Annotated in this window: 19 protein-coding genes; 15 read left to right on the top strand and 4 right to left on the bottom strand. The window is 39.2% G+C overall.

Going from position 1 to position 22,102, the window contains the following annotated elements:
• Positions 1 to 311: 311 nt before the first annotated feature.
• Positions 312 to 1,091, top strand: a complete 780-nt coding sequence (locus tag ACLIJJ_RS25285) for a phosphotransferase family protein (RefSeq protein WP_233317727.1) — start codon at positions 312 to 314, stop codon at positions 1,089 to 1,091.
• On the opposite strand, the gene ACLIJJ_RS25290 is transcribed toward ACLIJJ_RS25285, so the two are convergent.
• Entirely contained in the window at positions 1,083 to 1,364 is a 282-nt protein-coding gene (locus tag ACLIJJ_RS25290) for a YtzH-like family protein (RefSeq protein ID WP_233317654.1), read from the bottom strand. The genes ACLIJJ_RS25285 and ACLIJJ_RS25290 overlap by 9 nt on opposite strands.
• A gap of 236 nt (positions 1,365 to 1,600) precedes the next feature.
• Here ACLIJJ_RS25290 and trmB point away from each other — a divergent pair, with 236 nt between their 5' ends.
• Together trmB and ACLIJJ_RS25300 are read left to right on the top strand one after the other, a co-directional pair.
• On the top strand, positions 1,601 to 2,239 hold the full coding sequence (gene trmB, locus ACLIJJ_RS25295; protein WP_233317656.1) for a tRNA (guanosine(46)-N7)-methyltransferase TrmB: 639 nt from the start codon (positions 1,601 to 1,603) through the stop codon (positions 2,237 to 2,239).
• Between the two features lie 101 nt (positions 2,240 to 2,340).
• Positions 2,341 to 3,177 carry a YtnP family quorum-quenching lactonase gene (locus ACLIJJ_RS25300; RefSeq protein WP_237941814.1) on the top strand — a complete coding sequence of 279 codons (837 nt, stop codon included), beginning with the start codon at positions 2,341 to 2,343 and terminating at the stop codon, positions 3,175 to 3,177.
• 42 nt (positions 3,178 to 3,219) lie between these two features.
• On the opposite strand, the gene ACLIJJ_RS25305 is transcribed toward ACLIJJ_RS25300, so the two are convergent.
• The gene (locus ACLIJJ_RS25305; protein ID WP_233317677.1) at positions 3,220 to 3,531 is read right to left on the bottom strand and encodes a PepSY domain-containing protein; all 312 of its coding nucleotides are present in this window, start codon (positions 3,529 to 3,531) and stop codon (positions 3,220 to 3,222) included.
• Between the two features lie 203 nt (positions 3,532 to 3,734).
• Here ACLIJJ_RS25305 and ACLIJJ_RS25310 point away from each other — a divergent pair, with 203 nt between their 5' ends.
• From ACLIJJ_RS25310 to murC, 6 genes are all read left to right on the top strand, one after another.
• Positions 3,735 to 4,808 (top strand): M42 family metallopeptidase, encoded by a 1,074-nt coding sequence (locus ACLIJJ_RS25310; protein WP_233317678.1) that lies wholly within the window; start codon positions 3,735 to 3,737, stop codon positions 4,806 to 4,808.
• Between the two features lie 78 nt (positions 4,809 to 4,886).
• The gene (locus ACLIJJ_RS25315) at positions 4,887 to 5,408 is read left to right on the top strand and encodes a DUF84 family protein (RefSeq protein ID WP_233317680.1); all 522 of its coding nucleotides are present in this window, start codon (positions 4,887 to 4,889) and stop codon (positions 5,406 to 5,408) included.
• 85 nt (positions 5,409 to 5,493) lie between these two features.
• Positions 5,494 to 5,808 (top strand): thioredoxin family protein, encoded by a 315-nt coding sequence (locus tag ACLIJJ_RS25320; protein WP_233317682.1) that lies wholly within the window; start codon positions 5,494 to 5,496, stop codon positions 5,806 to 5,808.
• Between the two features lie 161 nt (positions 5,809 to 5,969).
• Entirely contained in the window at positions 5,970 to 6,770 is an 801-nt protein-coding gene (locus ACLIJJ_RS25325) for a DUF1444 domain-containing protein (protein WP_233317729.1), read from the top strand.
• Between the two features lie 317 nt (positions 6,771 to 7,087).
• The gene (locus ACLIJJ_RS25330) at positions 7,088 to 10,783 is read left to right on the top strand and encodes a DNA translocase FtsK (protein ID WP_411411872.1); all 3,696 of its coding nucleotides are present in this window, start codon (positions 7,088 to 7,090) and stop codon (positions 10,781 to 10,783) included.
• A 283-nt stretch (positions 10,784 to 11,066) separates the two neighbouring features.
• The gene (gene murC / locus ACLIJJ_RS25335; protein ID WP_233317687.1) at positions 11,067 to 12,365 is read left to right on the top strand and encodes a UDP-N-acetylmuramate--L-alanine ligase; all 1,299 of its coding nucleotides are present in this window, start codon (positions 11,067 to 11,069) and stop codon (positions 12,363 to 12,365) included.
• A 48-nt stretch (positions 12,366 to 12,413) separates the two neighbouring features.
• Here murC and ACLIJJ_RS25340 read toward each other — a convergent pair whose 3' ends face one another.
• Complete coding sequence (locus ACLIJJ_RS25340; protein ID WP_233317689.1) at positions 12,414 to 13,529, bottom strand: aminopeptidase; 1,116 nt, start codon at positions 13,527 to 13,529, stop codon at positions 12,414 to 12,416.
• Positions 13,530 to 13,811: 282 nt separating this feature from the next.
• Between ACLIJJ_RS25340 and ACLIJJ_RS25345 the strand changes: the two genes are divergently transcribed.
• From ACLIJJ_RS25345 to ytxJ, 3 genes are all read left to right on the top strand, one after another.
• Entirely contained in the window at positions 13,812 to 14,255 is a 444-nt protein-coding gene (locus tag ACLIJJ_RS25345) for a DUF948 domain-containing protein (protein ID WP_233317691.1), read from the top strand.
• Between the two features lie 16 nt (positions 14,256 to 14,271).
• Positions 14,272 to 14,736 carry a YtxH domain-containing protein gene (locus ACLIJJ_RS25350; protein ID WP_251646825.1) on the top strand — a complete coding sequence of 155 codons (465 nt, stop codon included), beginning with the start codon at positions 14,272 to 14,274 and terminating at the stop codon, positions 14,734 to 14,736.
• 61 nt (positions 14,737 to 14,797) lie between these two features.
• Positions 14,798 to 15,124 (top strand): bacillithiol system redox-active protein YtxJ, encoded by a 327-nt coding sequence (gene ytxJ / locus ACLIJJ_RS25355; protein WP_233317694.1) that lies wholly within the window; start codon positions 14,798 to 14,800, stop codon positions 15,122 to 15,124.
• A gap of 40 nt (positions 15,125 to 15,164) precedes the next feature.
• On the opposite strand, the gene pilM is transcribed toward ytxJ, so the two are convergent.
• Positions 15,165 to 17,321: a cell division protein FtsA gene (gene pilM / locus ACLIJJ_RS25360; protein WP_251646826.1), complete on the bottom strand. Its 2,157-nt coding sequence runs from the start codon at positions 17,319 to 17,321 to the stop codon at positions 15,165 to 15,167.
• A 293-nt stretch (positions 17,322 to 17,614) separates the two neighbouring features.
• On the opposite strand from pilM, the gene ACLIJJ_RS25365 reads away from it, so the two are divergent.
• From ACLIJJ_RS25365 to ACLIJJ_RS25375, 3 genes are all read left to right on the top strand, one after another.
• Positions 17,615 to 18,691 carry a bifunctional 3-deoxy-7-phosphoheptulonate synthase/chorismate mutase gene (locus tag ACLIJJ_RS25365; protein WP_233317698.1) on the top strand — a complete coding sequence of 359 codons (1,077 nt, stop codon included), beginning with the start codon at positions 17,615 to 17,617 and terminating at the stop codon, positions 18,689 to 18,691.
• 366 nt (positions 18,692 to 19,057) lie between these two features.
• Positions 19,058 to 20,056, top strand: a complete 999-nt coding sequence (ccpA, locus tag ACLIJJ_RS25370; RefSeq protein WP_233317700.1) for a catabolite control protein A — start codon at positions 19,058 to 19,060, stop codon at positions 20,054 to 20,056.
• A gap of 182 nt (positions 20,057 to 20,238) precedes the next feature.
• Positions 20,239 to 22,098, top strand: a complete 1,860-nt coding sequence (locus ACLIJJ_RS25375) for a SpoIID/LytB domain-containing protein (RefSeq protein ID WP_411411873.1) — start codon at positions 20,239 to 20,241, stop codon at positions 22,096 to 22,098.
• The last annotated feature ends 4 nt before the right edge of the window (positions 22,099 to 22,102 follow it).

Below are 22,102 nucleotides of genomic sequence, written 5' to 3' on the forward strand. Positions count from 1 at the left end.
GAGATAATATTTAATGTGATAGCTATTGTTGTCAGTTACTGATTGTAATAGCTCTCTTTTTTTATAACAATAAATTATTCTTGATACATTGATTTTTTTCATTAGCATAGTATGTTTTTTGGGGTACTATGTCCTTTTCTATTTATGATGATTAATATTGCACTTAAATGCGTAGAACGCTAAGAATAAAGAGTTTTTTATTAGTTAGAACGAATCAATCTGTTTGTTCTTCCTACAAGGGATAAAAAAGGTTCAAACAAGAATGACTCATCCTAAAATCATGGAGCAATATATATAGTAGGTGAACAATGTTGGAACATTTATTAGGACAAGATTGGGAAATAACCCCTGCAGGCGGGGAAACAGGCGAGGCCTTTTTCGCCCAGAATAATGGCCAGAAGCTGTTTCTGAAAAGAAACTCTTCGCCTTTTTTAGCTGTTTTGTCTGCAGAAGGAATTGTCCCAAAACTTGTTTGGACAAAAAGATTTGAAAACGGAGATGTATTTACTGCGCAGCAGTGGCTTATCGGCAGGGAATTCAGCCAATCTGATATGACAGATGACAGGGTTGTGATGCTGCTGAAAAAAATCCATACATCTAAACCGTTATTGGAAATGCTGAAAAGGCTTGGAAAAACAACCTTGATGCCAAATATGATCCTTGCTGTTATTAAAGCAGAACTGGATGAAGAACTGACGGGGAATACAACCATCACGAATTCAATTGCCTTTTTAGAACAGAATCTTCCATCGATAAAAACGGAGGAAGAAGTTGTCTGCCATTGTGATGTAAATCATAACAACTGGCTGCTATCAGAAGACAACCAGTTGTATTTAATCGATTGGGATGGCGCAATGATTGCAGATCCGGCAATCGATTTAGGAATGCTTCTTCACTGGTATATCCCAAAATCAGATTGGAAAGAATGGCTTGAAAAATATGGATTTGAGCTGACTGACAACCTGATGCTGCGCATGAAGTGGTATGTGGTAGCCCAAACCCTAAATTCTATCCAATGGTATAAAAAGAAATCCCGCTATCATGAGATGGAAAAGTGGATACAATTCCTAAATGACCAGGATTTAGCCTGAAAAGTCATTTATTCCATCGACCCATTGGGACAGCTGCTCTTGAGAGGATTGGATATGATTGTTTAAATTGTTTGCCTGAATTCCTCTTTGGCTGTACTGGCTTATTTCTTCTAAAATCGGAAGAATGTTTTGGTCGATATTGCCATTGACCTTTAAGGAAGTAACAAGACGTTCAAGTTGTTCACATTCAGAAACAGAACCACAGCAGTCCTCTTGATGGTTGTTTAAAATATCCTTTAGTATACCTAATTGATGTTCATGTGTAATTGGCATCTAGTTGCACCCTTTCTTCAGGTCTCTTTTATAAAAAATGGTCAAATACCAGTAAAGGAATTCACTAATAGGTTGTGAATTCTTTTTTTTCTTTATACGATATTTGCATTTGTAAAATTACCCTGTATTTTTTGACATAATTGTAGCGTGTTATGGAAAAGAAAAGAGTATTGCATGATAGCCGCAAGAATGGTATTGTTTGTTGATGGATATATACGTAAAGAAGGAGTGTCACAATGCGATTAAGACATAAACCGTGGGCAAAGGACAAGCTGCTGGCATATCCCCAATATGCAGTGCAGCATCCGGAGGAATGGAAAGGAAAATGGGATCAAGCTTTCAGCGTTAAAGGACCCATTCATATAGAGGTAGGTACAGGAAAAGGCAGATTTATTACAGAGATGGCAAAAGCTAATCCAGATATTAACTATATCGGGATTGAACTGCAAGAAAGTGTCATCGTTTCCGCTTTAGACAGAGTGATTGAGGCGGAAATTCCGAATCTAAAGCTGATGAATCTCGATGCATCTAAGCTGACTGACTATTTCCTTAAAGGGGAAGTAGAGCGCGTTTATTTGAATTTCTCTGATCCATGGCCAAAAACTAGACATGAGAAGAGAAGGCTAACTTATAAGAATTTCCTAAAGTCATATGAGGAAGTCCTTATCCCGAACGGTGAAATTCACTTTAAGACAGATAACCAAGGGTTATTTGAATATTCTCTTCGCAGCTTCTCTGAGTATGGCATGCTGCTGAAGTATGTCAGCCTTGATCTTCATAACAGCGATTATGAAGGTAATATAATGACTGAATATGAAGAGAAATTCTCTGAGCGTGGCAGCAGAATTTACCGCAGTGAAACCCAATTCAGATGATAAGACAAAGAGACTAATGCTAAAGCTAGTCTCTTTTTTTGTTGTCTAAAGAAAAATCAACTATAATTTTGGTAAGAATAATGATTAGGAGGCTAGCTTGAATGAACAGTTTAAAGATTGGTGAAATTACGGTGACATGGCTAAATGGTGGTGTTACAAAAATGGATGGTGGTGCCATTTTTGGTGTTGTACCAAAGCCATTATGGTCCAAAAAGTATGAGTGCAATGAGGTAAATCAAGTAACACTTCCTTCAGACCCGATGTTTCTTGAGTGGGATGGAAAACGAATACTGATTGATGCAGGAATTGGAAATGGGAAGCTTACGAAAAAGCAAATGCGCAATTATGGTGTTGATGAAGAATCTTTTCTTGAAAGAGATTTACAAGCACTTGGGGTTTCTCCAACAGAAATTGATTATGTGCTGATGACACATATGCATTTTGATCATGCTTGCGGACTATCTAAGTTAGAAAATGACAAATTGGTGTCTATTTTTCCGAATGCAGAAATCATTACTTCAGAAACGGAGTGGCAGGAAATGAAAAACCCGAATATCCGCTCTAGAAATACATATTGGGAACAAAATTGGCAGCCGATTGAAGCACAAGTCAAAACCTTTGAAACAGAATGGAGCATGGGTCCGTTAAAGCTTATTCATACGGGAGGCCATAGTGATGGTCATTCTATTCTTCTTATCGAAGACGGAGGCGAGACAGCCATCCATATGGCAGATTTATTGCCAACACATGCACATCAAAATGTTCTGTGGGTGACAGCATATGATGATTACCCGATGACATCCATATCAGAAAAACAAAAATGGTTTAAATGGGGAGCAGACAAAAATGCCTGGTTTACATTTTATCATGATGCATTATACCGAAGTGTTAAATGGAATGAAGCAGGAGAAATAACAGAAGCAATAAAGCGGGATTAGTAAAAATGTCCATTGCAAGTATCGCAATGGACTTATGTATCTTTAAAGCTCATATATATCAAGCAAATTTCCTGTTTTGCTGTCTGCTAGAAATTCGAAAGACTCATTTTTGCCATCATTATCTCTCGTGATTCCACCGCGATAAATGAGCTGTGTTGTACCGGCTGTTTCATAGGGTTCTTTTTGCATGTTGATCCAGCTGCCTGTAATAGGTCCTTGCTCTTTAAAAACAGCCTTAACTATTTTTAGAACGCGGTCACTTGACAGGGAATAATTTCTGGAAACAGCTTCCTTTACTGCATAGCTTGCTGCAAATCCTACAGCTGCTCCTGCAACTATCGTTTTCCAGTTCATGATTTTAGCTCCTTTCTTTCGTTCTTATTATAGCCAAAATATTAGAGATAAGTGAAATAAAACCAAAAAAACCAGTAATAAACCTATTTTGGTTATATTAATAATAATCTATTTAGCGAGCAATATGTTTAATGGTGGCAAGGAAATTAATATTTCGATAAAATAAATATATACATAATTTTTAAAAAAAGAGGAGCAATACGATGAATGAGCAAACATTGGAATTATTCCGTACACTGACTGAGCTACGCGGTGTTGCAGGAAATGAGCATGAAGTACGTGATTTTATGCGTAAGGAGCTTGCCCTTTACAGCGATGAAATCATTCAAGACAATCTTGGCAGCATTTTTGGTGTGAAAAAAGGAAGTACTGATGGTCCTAAAGTAATGGTTGCAGGACATATGGATGAAGTTGGCTTTATGGTTACTTCTATCACAGAAAACGGAATGCTGCGTTTTCAGCCGCTGGGAGGTTGGTGGAGCCAAGTCTTGCTTGCCCAGAGAGTTCAGGTAATGACAGACAACGGTCCAGTTATCGGTGTAATAGCTTCAATTCCTCCACATTTACTTGATGACGCACAGCGTAATAAACCGATGGATATTAAAAACATGCTTATTGATATCGGTGCTGACGACAAAGCAGATGCTGTTTCAATCGGCATCAAGCCAGGGCAGCCTATTGTTCCAATTTGTCCTTTTACTCCAATGGCTAATAAAAAGAAAATTATGGCCAAGGCTTGGGATAACCGCTATGGCTGCGGTCTTGCAATTGAGCTGCTGAAGGAGCTGCAAGGAGAAGTGCTGCCAAATACTTTGTATTCTGGTGCAACTGTTCAAGAAGAGGTTGGCTTGCGCGGCGCGCAAACAGCTGCCAATATGATTCAGCCAGATATTTTTTATGCATTAGACGCGAGTCCTGCAAATGATACTTCTGGTGATAAAAACCAGTTTGGCCAATTAGGTAAAGGTGCTTTGCTTCGCATCTACGATCGGACAATGGTAACGCATAGAGGCATGAGAGAATTTATCCTCGATACAGCTGAAAGCAATAATATTGCGTATCAATACTTCATCTCCCCTGGCGGTACAGATGCAGGAAGAGTGCATACAGCAAATGATGGAGTGCCTAGTGCTGTAATCGGCATCTGCTCACGATATATCCATACAAGTGCATCCATCATTCATATTGATGACTATGCAGCTGCAAAGGAACTGGTTGTGAAGCTTGTAAAAGCGACAGATAAAGCAATGGTGGATTCAATTAAAGCAAATGTATGAGGAGAGTAACAAGAGGCAGACAATTAGACTGTCTCTTTTTCCATGAAGAAAAAGGTTTTTAAAGAGAGGCGGATGGAAATGATTGTTTGCATCGGAACAAGAAACCCAGCAAAAACAAGTGCTGTTAAAGAAGGATTCAGCACAATGACAGACGTAGAGTTCATAGAAATAGATGTCTCTTCAGAGGTAAGTGCCCAGCCATTCTCTGATGAAGAAACAATGACTGGGGCAATTAATCGTGCAAAAAATGCTTTAGCTGCTGGAAAAGGCGACATTGGCATTGGTCTTGAAGGCGGTGTGAAGCAAACAGAACACGGCCTGTTCGTCTGCAACTGGGGAGCCCTTGTACTTCGCGACGGCAGAACCTATATTGGCGGAGGTGCGAGCATTCCTTTGCCCACGGAAGTGGCAGATGCTCTGTTGGAAGGGGAAGAGCTTGGTCCTGTAATGGATCGTTATGCAAACAAAAAGAATGTCCGTCATCATGAAGGTGCTATTGGCGTATTTACGAACGGCAGAATTACGAGACAAAAAATGTTTGCACATGTTATCGAATCATTGGTTGGGCAATACGAATATGATGCTAAGTCACGTTCATAATAAAGAGTAAGCATAATAGTAGTGAAACAGCAGAGATTTTGTTAGTATCAATTAATAAAAAGCTTTAATCAGGGGGATTAAGACGATGAGAGATCTACAGTCACAAGAAGAATTTAATGAGTTGAAAAACAGCAGCAATAAACATGTTTTCCTATTTTCTGCTAACTGGTGCGGAGACTGTCGCTTCATTGAACCATTCATGCCAGAAGTAGAGCAAAAATACAGTGAGTATACATTTATTCACATTGACCGCGATAAGTTCATCGATACTTGCATTGAGTTAGATGTATTTGGAATTCCAAGCTTTATCGCATTTGAAAACGGGAAAGAGCTAGGCCGTTTTGTCAGCAAAGATCGTAAAACGCAAGAGGAAATTGAGCAGTTTATTGAGTCGTTATAATCATATAAGAGAAAAATGAAAAACAGCGTGTCTCTGTAAAAACGCTGTTTTTTTCTGCACAACAAAATTCTACATTCTTTGAAAAGACGGTCAACTGCTATTATAATAGGAACAGCATAGATCATTACCCACTCTTAAAGGGGGAAAAAGCATTAATGAAGATGGATAGCAAAAAAATGAAAAATCTCTTACAGGACAGGCTTAAAGCCGAAGGAAGAGTATTTACGTTTGATTCTAAAAAGGATCAACTTCGAATAGAAAGCAAGGATACAGGAAAGGGTGTAACCGTTTCTCTGCCAGGAATTATTGCAAAATGGGAGCTGGAAAAGGAAAAGGCTGTTGACGAGGTTGTATACTATATTGAAAATGGTTTAACAGCATTAGTGGATGACCCTACACTTGAGGGGAAAGAAAAAAATATTTACCCTGTTATTCGTTCCACTTCGTTTCCAGTTCAAACGAATGAAGAAATACCCTTTGTAGTAGATGAACATACAGCAGAAACAAGAATATATTATGCCTTGGATATGGGAAATACGTATAGACTCATTGATGAGAAAATCATGGCGAAGGAAAACTGGAAACATAGCAGAATTAAGGAAGTAGCCTTGTTTAATGCTCGCTCTTTAAGCACGGCCCTTAAAAAAGATGTTGTAGCAGGCAACACTTTTTATTTCCTAAATACAAATGACGGATATGATGCTAGCCGCATCCTTAATGACTCTTTCCTGAAGGAAATGAGCGAGACAGTGAAGGGGACGATGGCAGTTGCAGTACCTCATCAAGACGTATTAATTATAGCGGATATTGAAAATGAGACTGGTTATGATATTTTGGCACAGATGACGATGAGTTTCTTTGCCAGCGGCAGAGTGCCAATCACTGCGTTGTCCTTCTTGTATGAAGACGGCAGCCTTGAGCCTGTTTTTATATTAGGTAAAAATAAGAAAAAAGAGCAATAATATTAAGTGCTTTGTATGCAAAACTTAATCAATTTGATTTGATAATATTGCCTGAATGAAAACAGGATGTAATATTCGTTATCTACAATAAGGGTAGTGTGCGTGTTGATTAAGACTAAGAGGGTCTTATTAACAAGCAACTGCCCTTTTTCAATAGGATATTTGGTAAATAATAGATGCGAATAAATGTTTTGCCTTCTTGCAATTAAAATTTTGTAAAATATAATAGAAAAAGCAGGGATAATAGCGATTTTTATCTCGATTTTATTAATAAACTGTTAAAATAGTAGAGAGAAAGATGGAAAGAGTGATTTACAGTGAGTTGGTTCAAGAAAGTAATAAAGCAGTTTATTAAAGAGGACCAAGAAGAAACGGACCAATTTGAAGCTGCAGAAGAAAAAAGCGAAGCACCGCATGTACAAAACGATTGGAATAATGAGTGGAAAAAAGAAGTAGATTCAAAGATTATTTATCAATATCCAAAGGGGAAGTTTCGTTTTCCTGTTATATCAGATGATGAAATAGGCATTTCCGGCAGACCAGCCAGACAGGAGAACGCAGCTGAACGAAGGCAGAGTGGTTCAGCCTATGCTAAAAGGCAATCACCGCCGGAAGAGGAAAAGCAAAGCACACCAGCTTTTACAGGCAGGCAAACACCGCCCGAAGAAAATGCATTTACTGCAGGCAGGTTTGAGAAGCCAGGTGAAAGAACCCTGCAAGGGGCAGCCAATGCAGGCAAACAAGAGCGCCCGCTAGAAAGAAGACAGTATGGTTCAGCAGGTAAGGAAAGATCTGAATTTCAACAAGGCAGAAGGAAGTCTGCTGTTTCAAATAGGCAGGAGCCTGCTGAAACAAAACCAAGCTCCGATGCCTTACATAACAGAACAAAGCCACGGGAAATACCAGAAAGCAGTCCGAAGAGCTATCAGTCAAAAATGCCGTTTAAACCGACAGAAATACCGTCTCCTATTTATGGATATAATCGGCCGGCAGTTCAAGCTAAACCAAAGATGGAACCAAAATCGGTCCGTCCCGTTATGGACAGCAGCGATTTTCTGACATCTATTATGCGAAGAAAAGAGGCGGAACAAGCAGCCTTACGAGCACAGCAGAAAGAAGAGCCAATCGAGAGCTCATTGCTGGATAAAGAATCATTAGTGCGCCCAAACAGTGGTGAGGAAACGAAAGCTGAACTCACCCCTGAAGCAATAGAGAAAAAAGCCGAACATCTTCTTACAGAAGTAACAGAAAGAAACAAAGCAAAAGAACAAGAAGTAATATATGCTGCAGAGACAGCACTTCTCCCAGAAGAAAAACAGCAAATCGAATCCGCTGCAACCTTAGAGCTTGCGGAGCAACCAATTCCTCATGAAGAACAACAGGAAGTAAGCATAGCAATGCAGGAGTCAAAAGAGGCAGAAGCAGAAATGCCTTTCGTTGTGGAGCTGATAGAGGAAACAAACCTTCAGGTAGAAGCGCCGGATACTTTAGACGCTCGAATCCAGCAGGTGCTAGAGGAAGAAGTGATTGAAGCAGAAATAACAGCAGTTATTGAAAATGGAGAAGACCCTGTCATGCAGGCAGAGGAGCCGTATGCAGTTGAGACAGAAGTTCAGCCTGTGCCAGAGGAAGAAGTGGTTGAAGCAGAAATAACAGCAGTTGTCGAAATGGCGGCAAAATCAGTCATGCAGGCGGAAGAGCCGTACACAGCTGAGTCGGAAATCCAATCTGCGCCAGAGGAAGATGAAGTTGAAGCAGAAATAACAGCAGTTGTCGAAATGGCGGCAAAACCAGTCATGCAGGCGGAAGAGCCGTACACAGCTGAGTCGGAAATCCAATCTGCGCCAGAGGAAGAAGTGGTTGAAGCAGAAATAACAGCAGTTGTCGAAATGGTGGAAGAACCATTCATGCAGGCAGAGGAGTCGGATACAGTAGCGACAGAAGTTCAGACTGCACCAGAGGAAGAAGCCGCTGTTGTCGAAATGGCGAAAGAATCAGTTGTCCAGGTGGAGCCGTACACAATTGAGTCGGAAGTTCAGTCTGCACTAGAGGCAGAGGAAGTAATGGAGGCAGAAGCAGTAGTTACCGAAAGGGCCGAAGAACCTGTCATGGAGGCAGAAGAGCTGAGTATTTCCAACCCAGTAAGCGAACAATTGCGAGAGGCAAATGCAATTCAGCCAGCAGAGCAGACAATATTACTTGAAATGGAAAAAGTGGCAAGCGTTCCAGAAGAGGTGGAACCTGTTGTTCTAAATGCTGCTGAAAATAAGGCTTCTAATCATTCAGAAGCTGTTAGGTTAGATGAAAACTCTTCAAGTGAGCAAGAGACAGCCAAACATGGACAGCAGGAACAGGAAGTGGGAGATAAGCAGGCTAACGAGGCTGACCAAGCTCCGCCTGCCAAGAAAAAGGCTCTTCCTTTTAATGTGTTAATGCTAAATACTGATCGGAAATCTCTTGAAAATAAAAGAAAACAGCCAATAAGCAAACCAGTGCCTCAGCCTGAGCCTGTTAACGATGTGGCAGAAGAACCTGTGACAGAAGAAACAGCAGCTTCACTTGAGTCTGTTGCGGTGCAGGAAGAGCTGCCGTACTATGTCTTTCCTGAAGAGAATTTATTAAACCCGCCGATTTTCGATGTGGAGCATGACGGCTGGATCGAAGAACAGACTGAGCTCTTGAATCATACATTTAAGAACTTTAATGTTCATGCGAGAGTTGTTAATGTCACACAAGGGCCGTCTGTTACAAGATATGAGGTACAGCCAGAGCCTGGTGTGAAAGTCAGCAAGATCACCAATCTTTCAGATGACTTAAAGCTCAGCCTTGCTGCAAAGGATATTCGAATTGAAGCGCCGATTCCTGGCAAGCATACGATTGGGATTGAAGTTCCAAACCGGACAAGCAGACCTGTATTGTTAAGTGAGATTCTTAATAGCAATGAATTTAAAGAGTCTGCGTCTCCACTGACAGTTGCGTTAGGTCTCGATATTTCAGGTAAGCCGATTGTTACTGATTTGCGCAAAATGCCGCATGGATTAATTGCAGGAGCAACTGGTTCTGGTAAAAGTGTTTGTATTAACACAATGTTAGTAAGTCTGCTGTATAAGGCGAAGCCAGAAGAGCTTAAACTATTGCTGATTGATCCTAAGATGGTGGAGCTTGCTCCATATAATTACATTCCTCATCTGGCAAGCCCTGTTATAACAGATGTTAAAACAGCAACAGCTGCCTTAAAATGGGCCGTTGAGGAGATGGAGCGGAGATATGAGCTGCTTGCACATGCAGGTGTAAGGGATATAACTAAATTTAACCAGCTTGCAGAGGAGCATAAACAATATGCGGATAAGCTGCCGTACATTGTTATCATTATTGATGAGCTTGCAGATTTAATGATGATGGCCCCTGCAGATGTAGAGGAAGCCATCAGCAGGATTGCCCAAAAAGCAAGAGCATGCGGTATCCATTTGTTAATCGCGACACAAAGGCCGTCTGTTGATGTTATTACAGGACTGATTAAGGCAAATGTACCGACAAGAATCGCATTCTCTGTATCGTCTCAAATCGACTCAAGAACAGTCATTGATATAAGCGGTGCAGAAAAGCTCCTCGGTAAAGGGGATATGCTTTTCTTAGAAAACGGGACATCAAAGCCAGTCCGCTTACAAGGGACATTTGTTTCAGATGAGGAAATTGATCAGGTTGTTGCACATGCTAGAAGAGAAAGAAAACCGGAATACTTGTTTGAGCAAGAAGAGCTTCTTAAAAAAGTCCAGATGTCTGAAGAGGAAGATGAGCTGTTTTATGAGGCATGCGAATTTGTGATTGAGCAAGGCGGTGCTTCAACTTCAAGCCTGCAAAGAAACTTCAAAATCGGCTATAATCGTGCAGCAAGACTTATTGACATGATGGAGAAACACGGGTATATTTCAGAGGCAAAAGGCACAAAACCAAGAGATGTACTCATTACGGAAATGGAATTTTTGCAGCTTCATGACACGGAACAACATTAATTTTTCATAAACTGTCTGTATCACTAATATAAATCCTTTCAGTAGGGAATATGATTGATACATAGTTTTTCTCCATAAAAGATGGTATAATGAATAAATGTGAGTGAAAAAAGGAAAAAAAAGTTAAATCTGGCCTGATTGGATATTACCTTGTTTTAGCATTTTCTTTAAAAAGGTAATATCCCTTTATGAGGCCCATAGTGGCGAAATTTATGCTATGAGCAAATTATAGGTTCATTTCATATACTGTGTAAAAGATATACGATAGTTGGAGGTTCTTTATATGACTATTTACCACTTCGTAGGTATTAAAGGGTCAGGGATGAGTGCACTTGCACAAATCCTGCATGATATGGGATTAAAAGTTCAAGGTTCAGATGTAGAAAAGAGATTTTTTACACAGGTGGCTTTAGAACAGTCAGGAATTAAAATTCTTCCTTTCTCAAAGGAAAATATTCAGCCGGGAATGAATGTCATTGTGGGCAATGCTTTCCCTGATACGCATGAAGAAGTTGTGGAAGCAAACGCACTGGGTCTTCCAGTTGTCCGCTACCACCGTTTTTTAGGCGACTTTATGAAGCAGTTCACGAGTGTGGCTGTGACAGGCGCCCATGGTAAAACATCCACAACAGGGCTGCTTGCTCATGTGATAAAAGGCGCGAAGCCGACAGCATATTTAATTGGGGATGGAACAGGAAGAGGTACGGAGAATGCGGAGTACTTTGCATTTGAAGCATGTGAGTACAGAAGACACTTCTTATCTTACTTCCCAGATTATGCCATCATGACGAATATTGATTTTGATCATCCTGATTATTTTGCGAATGTTGATGATGTATTTTCTGCCTTCCAGGAAATGGCTTGGCAAGTGAACAAAGGAATCTTTGCTTGTGGTGATGATGAACAGCTTCAAAAAATTCAAGCAAAAGTGCCTGTTGTGTTCTACGGATTTGACGATGAAAATGATTTCCAAGCAAGAAATGTTGTAAAGTCAACAGAAGGTACGACGTTTGAAGTATATGTAAGAAATACTTACTATAATACATTCTCAATTCCGACATTTGGCAACCATAATATTTTAAATGCACTTTCTGTTATTGCTTTAAGTCATTACGAAGATTTGGATGCAAGCATTGTGCAGGAACGCTTAATGTCATTTGAAGGTGTAAAACGCAGATTCTCTGAAAAACAAATCGGAGATCAAGTAATCATTGATGATTATGCACATCATCCAACGGAAATCAAAGCGACGGTTGAAGCTGCAAGACAGAAGTATCCGGACAGAGAGATTGTGGCAGTATTCCAGCCGCACACATTCTCACGTACGCAAACTTTCTTAAATGAATTTGCTGAAAGCTTAAGCTTGGCTGATTCCACTTATTTGTGTGAAATATTCGGATCTGCAAGAGAAAACCATGGCAAGCTTAGCATTGAAGACTTGGCAGAGAAAATTCCAGGCAGCAAAGTCATTTCAGAAGAAAAAATTGAAGCACTGAAAGCACACGAAAAGAGTGTTATCCTATTTATGGGTGCTGGAGATGTTCAGAAATTCCAAGAGGCGTATGAAAAATCGCTTGTGTAAATAGTATAAAAAAGATGCTGCTAAAAGCAGCATCTTTTTTTTGTCATTTTATTTAAGGTTTTCTGGATTCAATGACTCCAGTTCAGGTATAACAAATCTTCCATCCTTACGAATAAGCACACCGTCGAAATAAATTTCTCCTCCGCCATAATCAGGTCTTTGAATATTGACCATATCCCAATGAATATTAGAATGATTGTCATTGAATGCATCATCATAGCATTGTCCTGGTGTGAAGTGGAAGCTTCCATCAATTTTTTCGTCAAACAGAATATCCTGCATTGGATGAAGAATATATGGATTTACCCCAATCGCAAACTCCCCAATAAATCTTGCGCCCTCATCTGTATCAAGGATTGCGTTCAAGCGTTCTGTATCATTAGAAGTTGCTTCAATGATTTTGCCATCCTTGAATGTAAGCTTAACCTGCTCAAACGTGAATCCTTGGTATGGAGATGGTGTATTATAGGTAAGCGTTCCGTTTACAGAATTGCGCACAGGAGCAGTATAAACTTCCCCGTCAGGTATATTCATTTGGCCAGAGCACTTGATGGCAGGAATATCTTTAATAGAGAAAGTCAAATCAGTTCCAGGGCCAGTAATTTTTACTTCATCCGTTTTGTTCATTAGATCAACAAGACTATCCATTGCTTTATCCATTTTGCCATAGTCTAGATTGCAGACATTAAAGTAGAAATCTTCAAATCCATCTGTGCTCATTTTTGCAAGCTGGGCCATAGATGGACTTGGGTAACGAAGCACAACCCATTTTGTCTTCGGAACACGAATTTCCCTGTGGACTTTCTTTCCGATTGTAGAGCCTTCGATTTTCATTTTTTCAGCAGGAACATCTGCATGTTCATTAATATTGTCACCTGCACGAAGTCCAATATAAGCATCCATTTGGCTCATTACATTCGCTTCAAAGGCAGCCATCATTTCATATTGTTCTTCTTGGGCACCTAATAGCAATGATCTGTTCACATCATTATCCTTTAATGAAACAAATGGGTATCCGCCTGCAGCATATGCTTCCTTCACAAGAGCTTTGACTAGCTCCTTTTGCAAACCGAAGTTTTCAATAAGTACTTTTTCTCCTTTTTGCAATCGAATAGAGTAATTAATTAAGTTTTTAGCTAACAGCTCAATACGTGGATCTTTCATAAAATGCCTCCTATATTATTAAAAAATTTCGACTCTTCTTTGTATGTAGATACGTCGAACCCCCGATTATGTGGTCAACTATATTATTGTACCCTAAAAAATATTTTTCTTAAATAATATTGTCTGAAATAACCTAAACTAGGGGAGTCTTTTGACACAAAAGTTATAGGATGAATTTACCTGTTTTATTTGTTTCTGACTGTTTTTCCAACTATAATAGAAGAAAGGTTTAGGCATTCGCCAAATTGGGAAAAACATTGAAAAAGCGGAGGTGTATAGTAAATGATTATTATTTTATATTGCAGTGTTGCATTGATTGCCATTGCTTTCACTATTTTGGTAATTTATGTTGCCAGAACATTGAAATCGTTACATATCACACTTGATAGTGTCTCCAAAACATTAGTTGGCCTTGAAAGACAGCTTGATGGTGTCACGAAGGAAACGACCATTTTACTGCATAAGACAAATGTTTTGGCAGAGGATATTCAGCAAAAATCAGAAAGCCTCAACAGTGTTGTCGATGCTGTTAAAGGTATTGGCACTTCAGTTAAAGGATTTAATGATTCTATTCAAAACATCAATCAAAATGTGGAGCAAAAGCTTGTCCACAATCAGGACAAGATTGCCCAAGTACTTCAATACAGCAAGATGTTCTTTAACATCAGAGATCAGTGGAAAGCTCGCAAAGCTGCTGAGAGTAACATAAAAGTAAAAGCTCATTAATTTTTTAGGAGGGGTAATGATGACAAGGGAATACGAAACAACAGTTGTAGAAAATGAAAGCTCAAACGGAAAAGACTTTCTGCTAGGTGCCATTGTAGGCGGAATTGTTGGAGCAGCGACAGCTCTATTCCTTGCTCCAAAGCCTGGTAAGGAACTGATTCAGGATTTGAATCAGCAGGCAGGACTTCTGAAAGAAAAAGGAATTGAGCTCTCTGGCACAGTTAAGGATAAAGGAACTGAGTATATCAGCATTGCTAAAGATAAGACAGGCAGCTTAGGCAATACGGTAACGAAGCATTCCAATGGTTTAATGGAGAAAGTAAAAAATCGAGGGAAAGACGAACAGCAGACAGATAATGCAGAAGCTGCTGCAGGTACGGAAACTGACGACCCTTTCAAGGGCGAGTATGATGAAATCCAAAAGAAACTGGAAGAAACAAAAAAAGCGTTTGATGAAACAGAAAGCAGATATAACCAATAATAAGGTGCCCCAGCTAATGGGGCTGCCTTTTTATGTAAATACAAAAACTGGAGGGAAATCCATGAAAAAAATTGAGACAGTAGAACAATTGGAAGAGGTTTTGAACAGCAGCAAGAAAGCATTCGTTGTGAAGCATAGTTTAACATGTCCGATTAGTGCGGCAGCATTTGACGAATATAACCAATATGCAGACACAAATAAAGATATCGATACCTATTATTTGGCTGTACAGGAGGCTAGACCGCTATCTAACTATATTGCTGAAACATTCGGAGTTAGACATGAATCGCCGCAAGCTTTGTTGTTCTCTGACCGTTCTGTTGTATGGAATGCATCACACGGTGGAATTACAGTCGACTCTCTTCAAGAAGCAAGTGCACAAGCATAAAAAAAGATGGCAACGGGATACTCCCCATGCCATCTTTTTTTTATGTTGCAGCAACCTTCCAGACAATGGAAAGGTCGTCACCTTTGTCGATAGGTGTTAAAAAGGTTGCTTTTTCCCCATTTTTCATCAGTTCAAAGCTTCCTTGGTTACTTTTTGGCATATCTATTTGCACATATGCAAATAAATCTTGGAATAAGAAGCCTTCAAAAGGTTTCTGTTCAATTTGAATTTTTTCGTTAGGATAAATTTTATCCTCTAGGTTTAATGCTTGCCCATTTCTTGAAACTTGAGCTAGCTGTTTGGAGAGGGTCAATTTCTTTCCATTAAAGGTGACAGGGAGCACTTGAACAAACAGCACCTGTCTTCTTTCCGCCAATTCTGAGACTGTTGGAATCTGCCTTTTTTCAATCATGATTTCATCGTTAGTATCAAAGCTGTGATTTAGCTTGGAGGGCAGTCCGTTTCGATAAAGCTTTCCGGAAAAAGCTGGAATGACAGTATCCTTTTCATTGATTTTTATTTGGAAAGGACGCAATTCCTCCAAAATATCGTATAATTCAAGACCTTCCAAGAGCTCTTGAATGGTATAGACTGTTACTACATCAATTACATCACGATCTTCTATCCATTTATCGAGAGAGGCTGCTTGCCCGTTGCAGAAAACTCTGTCACAAATTGTGTAATCCTTGCCATTAATGCGCACACTTCTGCCAGTATCTGAATCTAGCAAGCTCTTAATCTGTACTTGTGTCTGCTCTCCATCCTTGCCTTTTACCACTTTCAGACTTTGCCCGTTTTCGACTAAATCATCTAATGAACAAATTTCCCCATCTCTTGTAATGACAGGTCCTTCCCCATGGCTTCCTGGGATAGTAATTTTTTGCCCATTTAAAGAAATGATTTTTGCTATTCCCGGCTTGCCGTACAGTTTAGATACGGAGAGGCCAGAGGCAAGCAGACAGTCTCCAATTGTCAGCTTATTTACTTCAAACAGCCTGATAGGCTGTTCGTTCACATAAACAGTTTTATATTGCACAGGAGATTGACCTGCCGCTATCGCAATGCCTGCTGGTGTAACAAGCTCAGGTCCTTTAATAGCCGAATCCTCAAAGGTTAAGTTATTAATAGCATCAATGCCTCTAATTGCAACTCGGTTCGCAGGCAAATTTAACAGCTCTGCTATTTTTTCTTGAAGTGCAGGTGTTTGGCTACCTCCGCCGACAAGCATGACAGCCTTTGGTGACTGATGGTTATTCAGGAGCAGTATTTCCCGGCAAATGGCGTCTGCAAGCTTATCTAATGCAGGAGATATTTGCTTGATAACTTCTGCTCTGCTTATGTCTGTAGAAAAGCCAAGAATATCAGTAATCGTTATTTGCTCCAGTTCAGAGAGCTGTTTTTTGGCTGCTTCTGCTAATGGAAAATCCAATAAATATTGATCGCTGATTGCTTCTGTTATTTCATCCCCAGCGACAGGAACCATGCCATAAGCGATAACAGTGCCTTCATCAGTAATAGCAATATCGGATGTTCCTGCTCCAATATCTACAAGAGCGACATTTAATCTTCTCATAGATGGAGGAATCAATACATTAATGGCGGCAATCGGTTCAAGTGTCAAAGCCTCCATTTCCAAATCTGCCCTGTGCAATGCGGCAATCAATGATTCTACGACAACCTTTGGCAGAAAAGTAGCAATGATCTCTACCTTTGCAACATTCCCCTGCTGGTCAATCAAGCTCCCCATTTCTTGTTCATCAAGTGTGTAACGAAGCACAGAATAACCAACACAATAATAAAATTGACTGTTTTCGCGACTGTTTTTTTCAGCAACCGCACTTTGTGCCTGCTGGACGGCCGCAAGCTCCATATGTAGAATATCCTGCTTAGTCATCATTGGTTTTCTTGCGATTTCTACCGTATAAGCAGCTTTTTCTGTTTTTAGTGCTCTCCCTGCTGCAGCTACACTGACTTTGCGGAGAGGACCATGTTTTTCTTCCATTTTAGTTTTAATTTCCTGAATGATTTTAGCTACTGCAAGGACATCATGTATTTGTCCGTCTAGCATTGCTCTTTCTTTATGCTCAATGGAAAGAATATCTGAAACATGATAATTATCACTATCAGCTTCAATGATAATGCCAACTACGGATCGTGTACCAATATCTAATGCAAATAATTTTTCTTTATTTTGCAAAAAATACACCTTCTTTTAATGAAAATGATAAAAAATGGGTTTATTGTGTACATAATAAATGTTATTGTTTAACTTATATTTACAGAAAAAATATGAATAAAAACGCTTTAGTGCTTAAAAGCGTTTAATTAATAAAGAAAAGTAGTGACAACCGAATAAAGTTGTTTTATAATAAACCCAATTAAAAGAAATGTAACATATTTTTTAGTTGGTATAAAGAATAATCGGCAGTTGTCCAAACAGGTTATAGAAAATACTGATTTGGATTATTGATAGAAGGGATGATGGAGATAGTGAGCAATAAAGAATTGGAAATGCTTCGTGACAGAATTGATGAGTTAAACTTAGAAATTTTAGAGAAGATTAACGAGAGAGCTAACTTAGTCCAAAAAATCGCACAAACAAAAGTGACACATGGAGCACATCGCTATGACCCTGTAAGGGAACGCAAAATGCTTGACGATATTTTAGCTAAAAACGACGGGCCGTTCGATAATGCAACGATTGCCCACTTGTTCAAACAAATCTTCAAAGCTGGTCTGCAGCTGCAGCAAGAAGATGACAGCAAAGCACTTCTTGTTTCCCGTAAAAAGAAACCGGAAGATACAATTGTTGATATTAGAGGAACAAAAATTGGCGATGGAGTACCTAAATTCGTCTTTGGTCCATGTTCAGTTGAGTCATATGAGCAAGTTGCAAAAGTTGCTGAAAGTGTAAAAGCAAAAGGTTTAACATTGCTTCGTGGAGGAGCGTTTAAACCAAGAACATCTCCTTATGATTTCCAAGGTCTTGGTGTAGAAGGTCTAAAAATCCTAAAGCGTGTTGCTGATGAATACGATCTTCGTGTAATCAGTGAAATCGTAAGCCCACAGCATATTGAAGAAGCATTGGATTACATTGATGTTATTCAAATCGGTGCTCGTAACATGCAAAACTTCGAGTTATTAAAAGCAGCTGGTAGTGTGAAGAAGCCTGTATTGCTAAAAAGAGGACTTGCTGCCACAATTGAGGAGTTCATTAACGCAGCTGAATATATTATTTCTCAAGGTAATGACCAAATCATGCTTTGTGAACGCGGTATCCGCACATACGAACGTGCTACAAGAAATACCCTTGATATCTCTGCAGTACCAATCTTAAAACAAGAAACACATCTTCCTGTATTTGTTGATGTAACACACTCAACTGGAAGAAAAGATTTGCTGTTGCCTTGTGCTAAAGCAGCACTTGCAATCGGAGCAGACGGCGTTATGGCTGAGGTTCACCCGGATCCTGCAGTTGCTCTGTCAGATTCTGCACAGCAAATGGATATTCCGCAATTCGATGAGTTCTACAAATCAATTCTTGAGTCACCATACGTAAGAGCATAATTTTTTGAAAAAAGCAGATGGATGATACCATCTGCTTTTTTGTTTGCTCTTTCATTAGGTATAAGTTTGTTGGAAAATGTCTATAAAATGAGTAGTGATAATAGGTATCACGGGCATTTTAGATTCATATATGTTAGAATATTTAGAAATGAAAACGCTCTGACAACAGGGCTAACCTTAATTAATTAAAAAAAACAGCTTTTTTGAAAAAAAATGAAAGCTTGTCATTGCGGCATTTGCAACGTTATCGTATGATTAAATACATAATCAGACAAGATTAGCTAAATTGAAACAAACAATGTTTAGGTTCTAGCTACTTGCCGTAAAATAAATATAGTGAATGTACGTTTAAAAGGAGTGTAGAACATGAATATTACAATATATGATGTCGCTAGGGAAGCGAGTGTATCAATGGCTACTGTTTCCCGTGTTGTAAACGGAAACCCGAATGTGAAACCTGCAACAAGGAAGAAGGTCCTTGAGGTAATTGACCGTTTAGGATACAGACCTAATGCTGTAGCGCGCGGTTTAGCAAGTAAAAAGACAACGACTGTAGGTGTCGTTATACCTGATATTTCAAGCACTTTCTATGCAGAGCTTGCTAGAGGGATTGAAGATATTGCAACAATGTACAAATATAATATTATTTTGAGCAACTCAGATCAAAATAAAGATAAAGAGCTTCACCTTCTGAATACAATGCTTGGAAAACAAGTTGACGGGATTGTATTCATGGGCGGTAACATTACAGAGGAGCATGTTCAGGAATTTGAAAAGTCTCCAGTGCCGATTGTACTTGCAGCAAGCGTTGAATCAAGCAAAAAGATTGCTTCTGTTAATATTGATTATGCGCAAGCAACTTATGATGCTGTTACTTCTTTTGTAGAAAAAGGACATAAGGTTATTGCACTAGTGCTGGGTTCATTAGAAGAGCCTATTAACAAGTTGCATAAGCTTGAAGGATATAAGCGAGCATTGGCGGATGCAGGCATTGCCTTTAATGAAGATCTTGTTGTAGAAGGAGATTACACATACGAATCTGGTATGGAATCATTTGACAAACTAATGGAATTGGCTGAAAAGCCTACTGCTATCTTCGTTGGATCAGATGAAATGGCAATCGGCGTTATCCACTGTGCAGAAGATAAAGGCTTTAAGGTTCCAGACGATTTTGAAATTATCAGTTCTGACAATACAAAGCTTACACTAATGGTAAGACCGCAATTAACAACTGTTGTTCAGCCGCTTTATGATATTGGCGCAGTGGCAATGAGGTTGTTGACTAAGTATATGAACAAAGAAACAGTGGAAGATGGCATCGTTGTATTGCCTCACCGTATTGAGTCTAGAGGATCAACAAAATAATAATTTTTCAAAAAAAGATGGCTTTGGTAGATGCCATCTTTTTTTGTTTTGCATGTCTTATTTCCCATTAATTACACCTAGTAATCATGTCTTTAGATTTATAAAATGAAGAAGTATTATATTGTTATTTTACTATTTTTATAACTAATAGATAGATAGTCATGGGTAATAGGGGGAAATAGATGAAAAAGATAATGTGTATGTTGCTTATTTGTGCTGTTGTAATTTCTGTCCTTTCACCACAAATAAAGGCGGAAACAGTCCCAATGTTAGAAGTGAAGCTTGTCAATTATCTCGGCAATAATTCTTCCATTACGGTTGTTTTTAATGGAGAATATACCCTTTCCAACGGTAAAAAAGTCAGTGCAGGAACAGAGACTGTCATGAGTATTGTTAACAATGCGTTAAAACTGTCTACAAGCAAAGGACAGGTTCTTCTAGAGAATGGAACAATCACAGCAACTCCATTGAAAACAGATAGCTCTCTAGCATTAAATGGCCGCAGCTATTATGGGTCCTTCCAATTTGTATTAGAAAAAGACACGAAGAATAATAAATTGTATATTCGTCCAATCAATAAAATTGATATAGAAACATATTTAAGGGGTGTCGTTCCGCAAGAAATGCCAGCACTGTGGACCATGGAAGCGTTAAAGGCGCAAACAGTAGCAGCAAGAACATACGCCTTAAAACATATAAATGATGCAAATATGGTGGATACTATTGCAAAGCAAGTGTATGGGGGGATTACAGGAAGTCATTCTCGCAGCGATACAGCTGTCAAGGAAACAGAAGGGCTTGTCCTGAAATACAATAATACGTTAATAGATGCAGTATTTTCTGCAAGCAATGGGGGCAAAACAGAACTAAACAGCAGTGTTTGGGGAGGAAATGCAGTTCCTTATTTTGCAGTAGAAGAGGATGCGTATGATTTTCACCCATCTACAAAGGAAAAGTTCCCTTGGGTAATCCAACTAAAACAGCAGCAGGTGACAGACAAGCTGGATTTGGATGCGGCTGACACATGGTGGACATCTGTGAAGGAAGCAGATGCAGACCAGCAAGTGCTGAAAAATATGAAAACCTGGTTGAAAACAGAAGGCTATACAAGTGATGTTAACAAGATAAAAATCTCCACAATTTCAAAGCTGGAACTCGATTTAAAAGCATTGTCAGCTGGTGGGAGAGTTTCTAAAGGATCTGTAAAGGTTGAATATCTGCTGATAAAAGCTGATGGCAAGACTGCTGAAAAGAAAACACTAGAATTAAATGGTGTTCCAGCATCAAAGATTCGGGCGATGGTTGGCATCGACAAAATGCCAAGCTATTTAATTGATGTTTCTGAATTAAAGAACGGAATAATTTTTATTAAAGGCCGCGGAAATGGTCACGGTGTAGGCCTTAGTCAGTATGGCGCCAAAAACAGAGCAGAGGCTGGACACAATTATAAACAAATACTACAGTTCTATTATCCCCGTACCACTCTTGTTAAGGAATATAGTAATGCAAGCAGTAACTCGAACACATCAACTAACAAAACAGTAAAGAAAGATACTGTTGCACCTGTTATTTCAAGCTTTAAAGCTAATACCGATTACAAGAAGAATACAGTTAAGCTGTCCATGAAGATTAATAAAGCTGGCAAAACGACCATTATAATGAAAGACTCAAAAGGAAAGACGATCTCCACATTAGCCAATAATAAAGCAGTGAAATCTGGCTCTATTTATGCTGATTGGAATATCAGCAAAATAGCAAATGGCAATTATACTGCTGAAATCACGGCAGCAAACTTGGACGGATATAAGAAAACCATTAAACAAAAAGTAACGATTTCAAAGCCTGCTAAAGAGAAAAAAGGCAGTGTTAAGGCATCAGTGCTAAATGTAAGACAAAAGCCAAGCACCTCTTCAAAAGTGATGACAAAACTAAAGAAAAAGCAAACAGTTATCATTCTTTCACAGCAAGGGACATGGTATAAGGTGAAATCAGGCTCAAAGACCGGCTATGTTTCTGCTAAATATATAACAGTATTAAAATAAAAAA

The sequence above is a fragment of the Niallia laureatilytica genome, from assembly GCF_046613985.1.
Classification (GTDB): domain Bacteria; phylum Bacillota; class Bacilli; order Bacillales; family Cytobacillaceae; genus Niallia.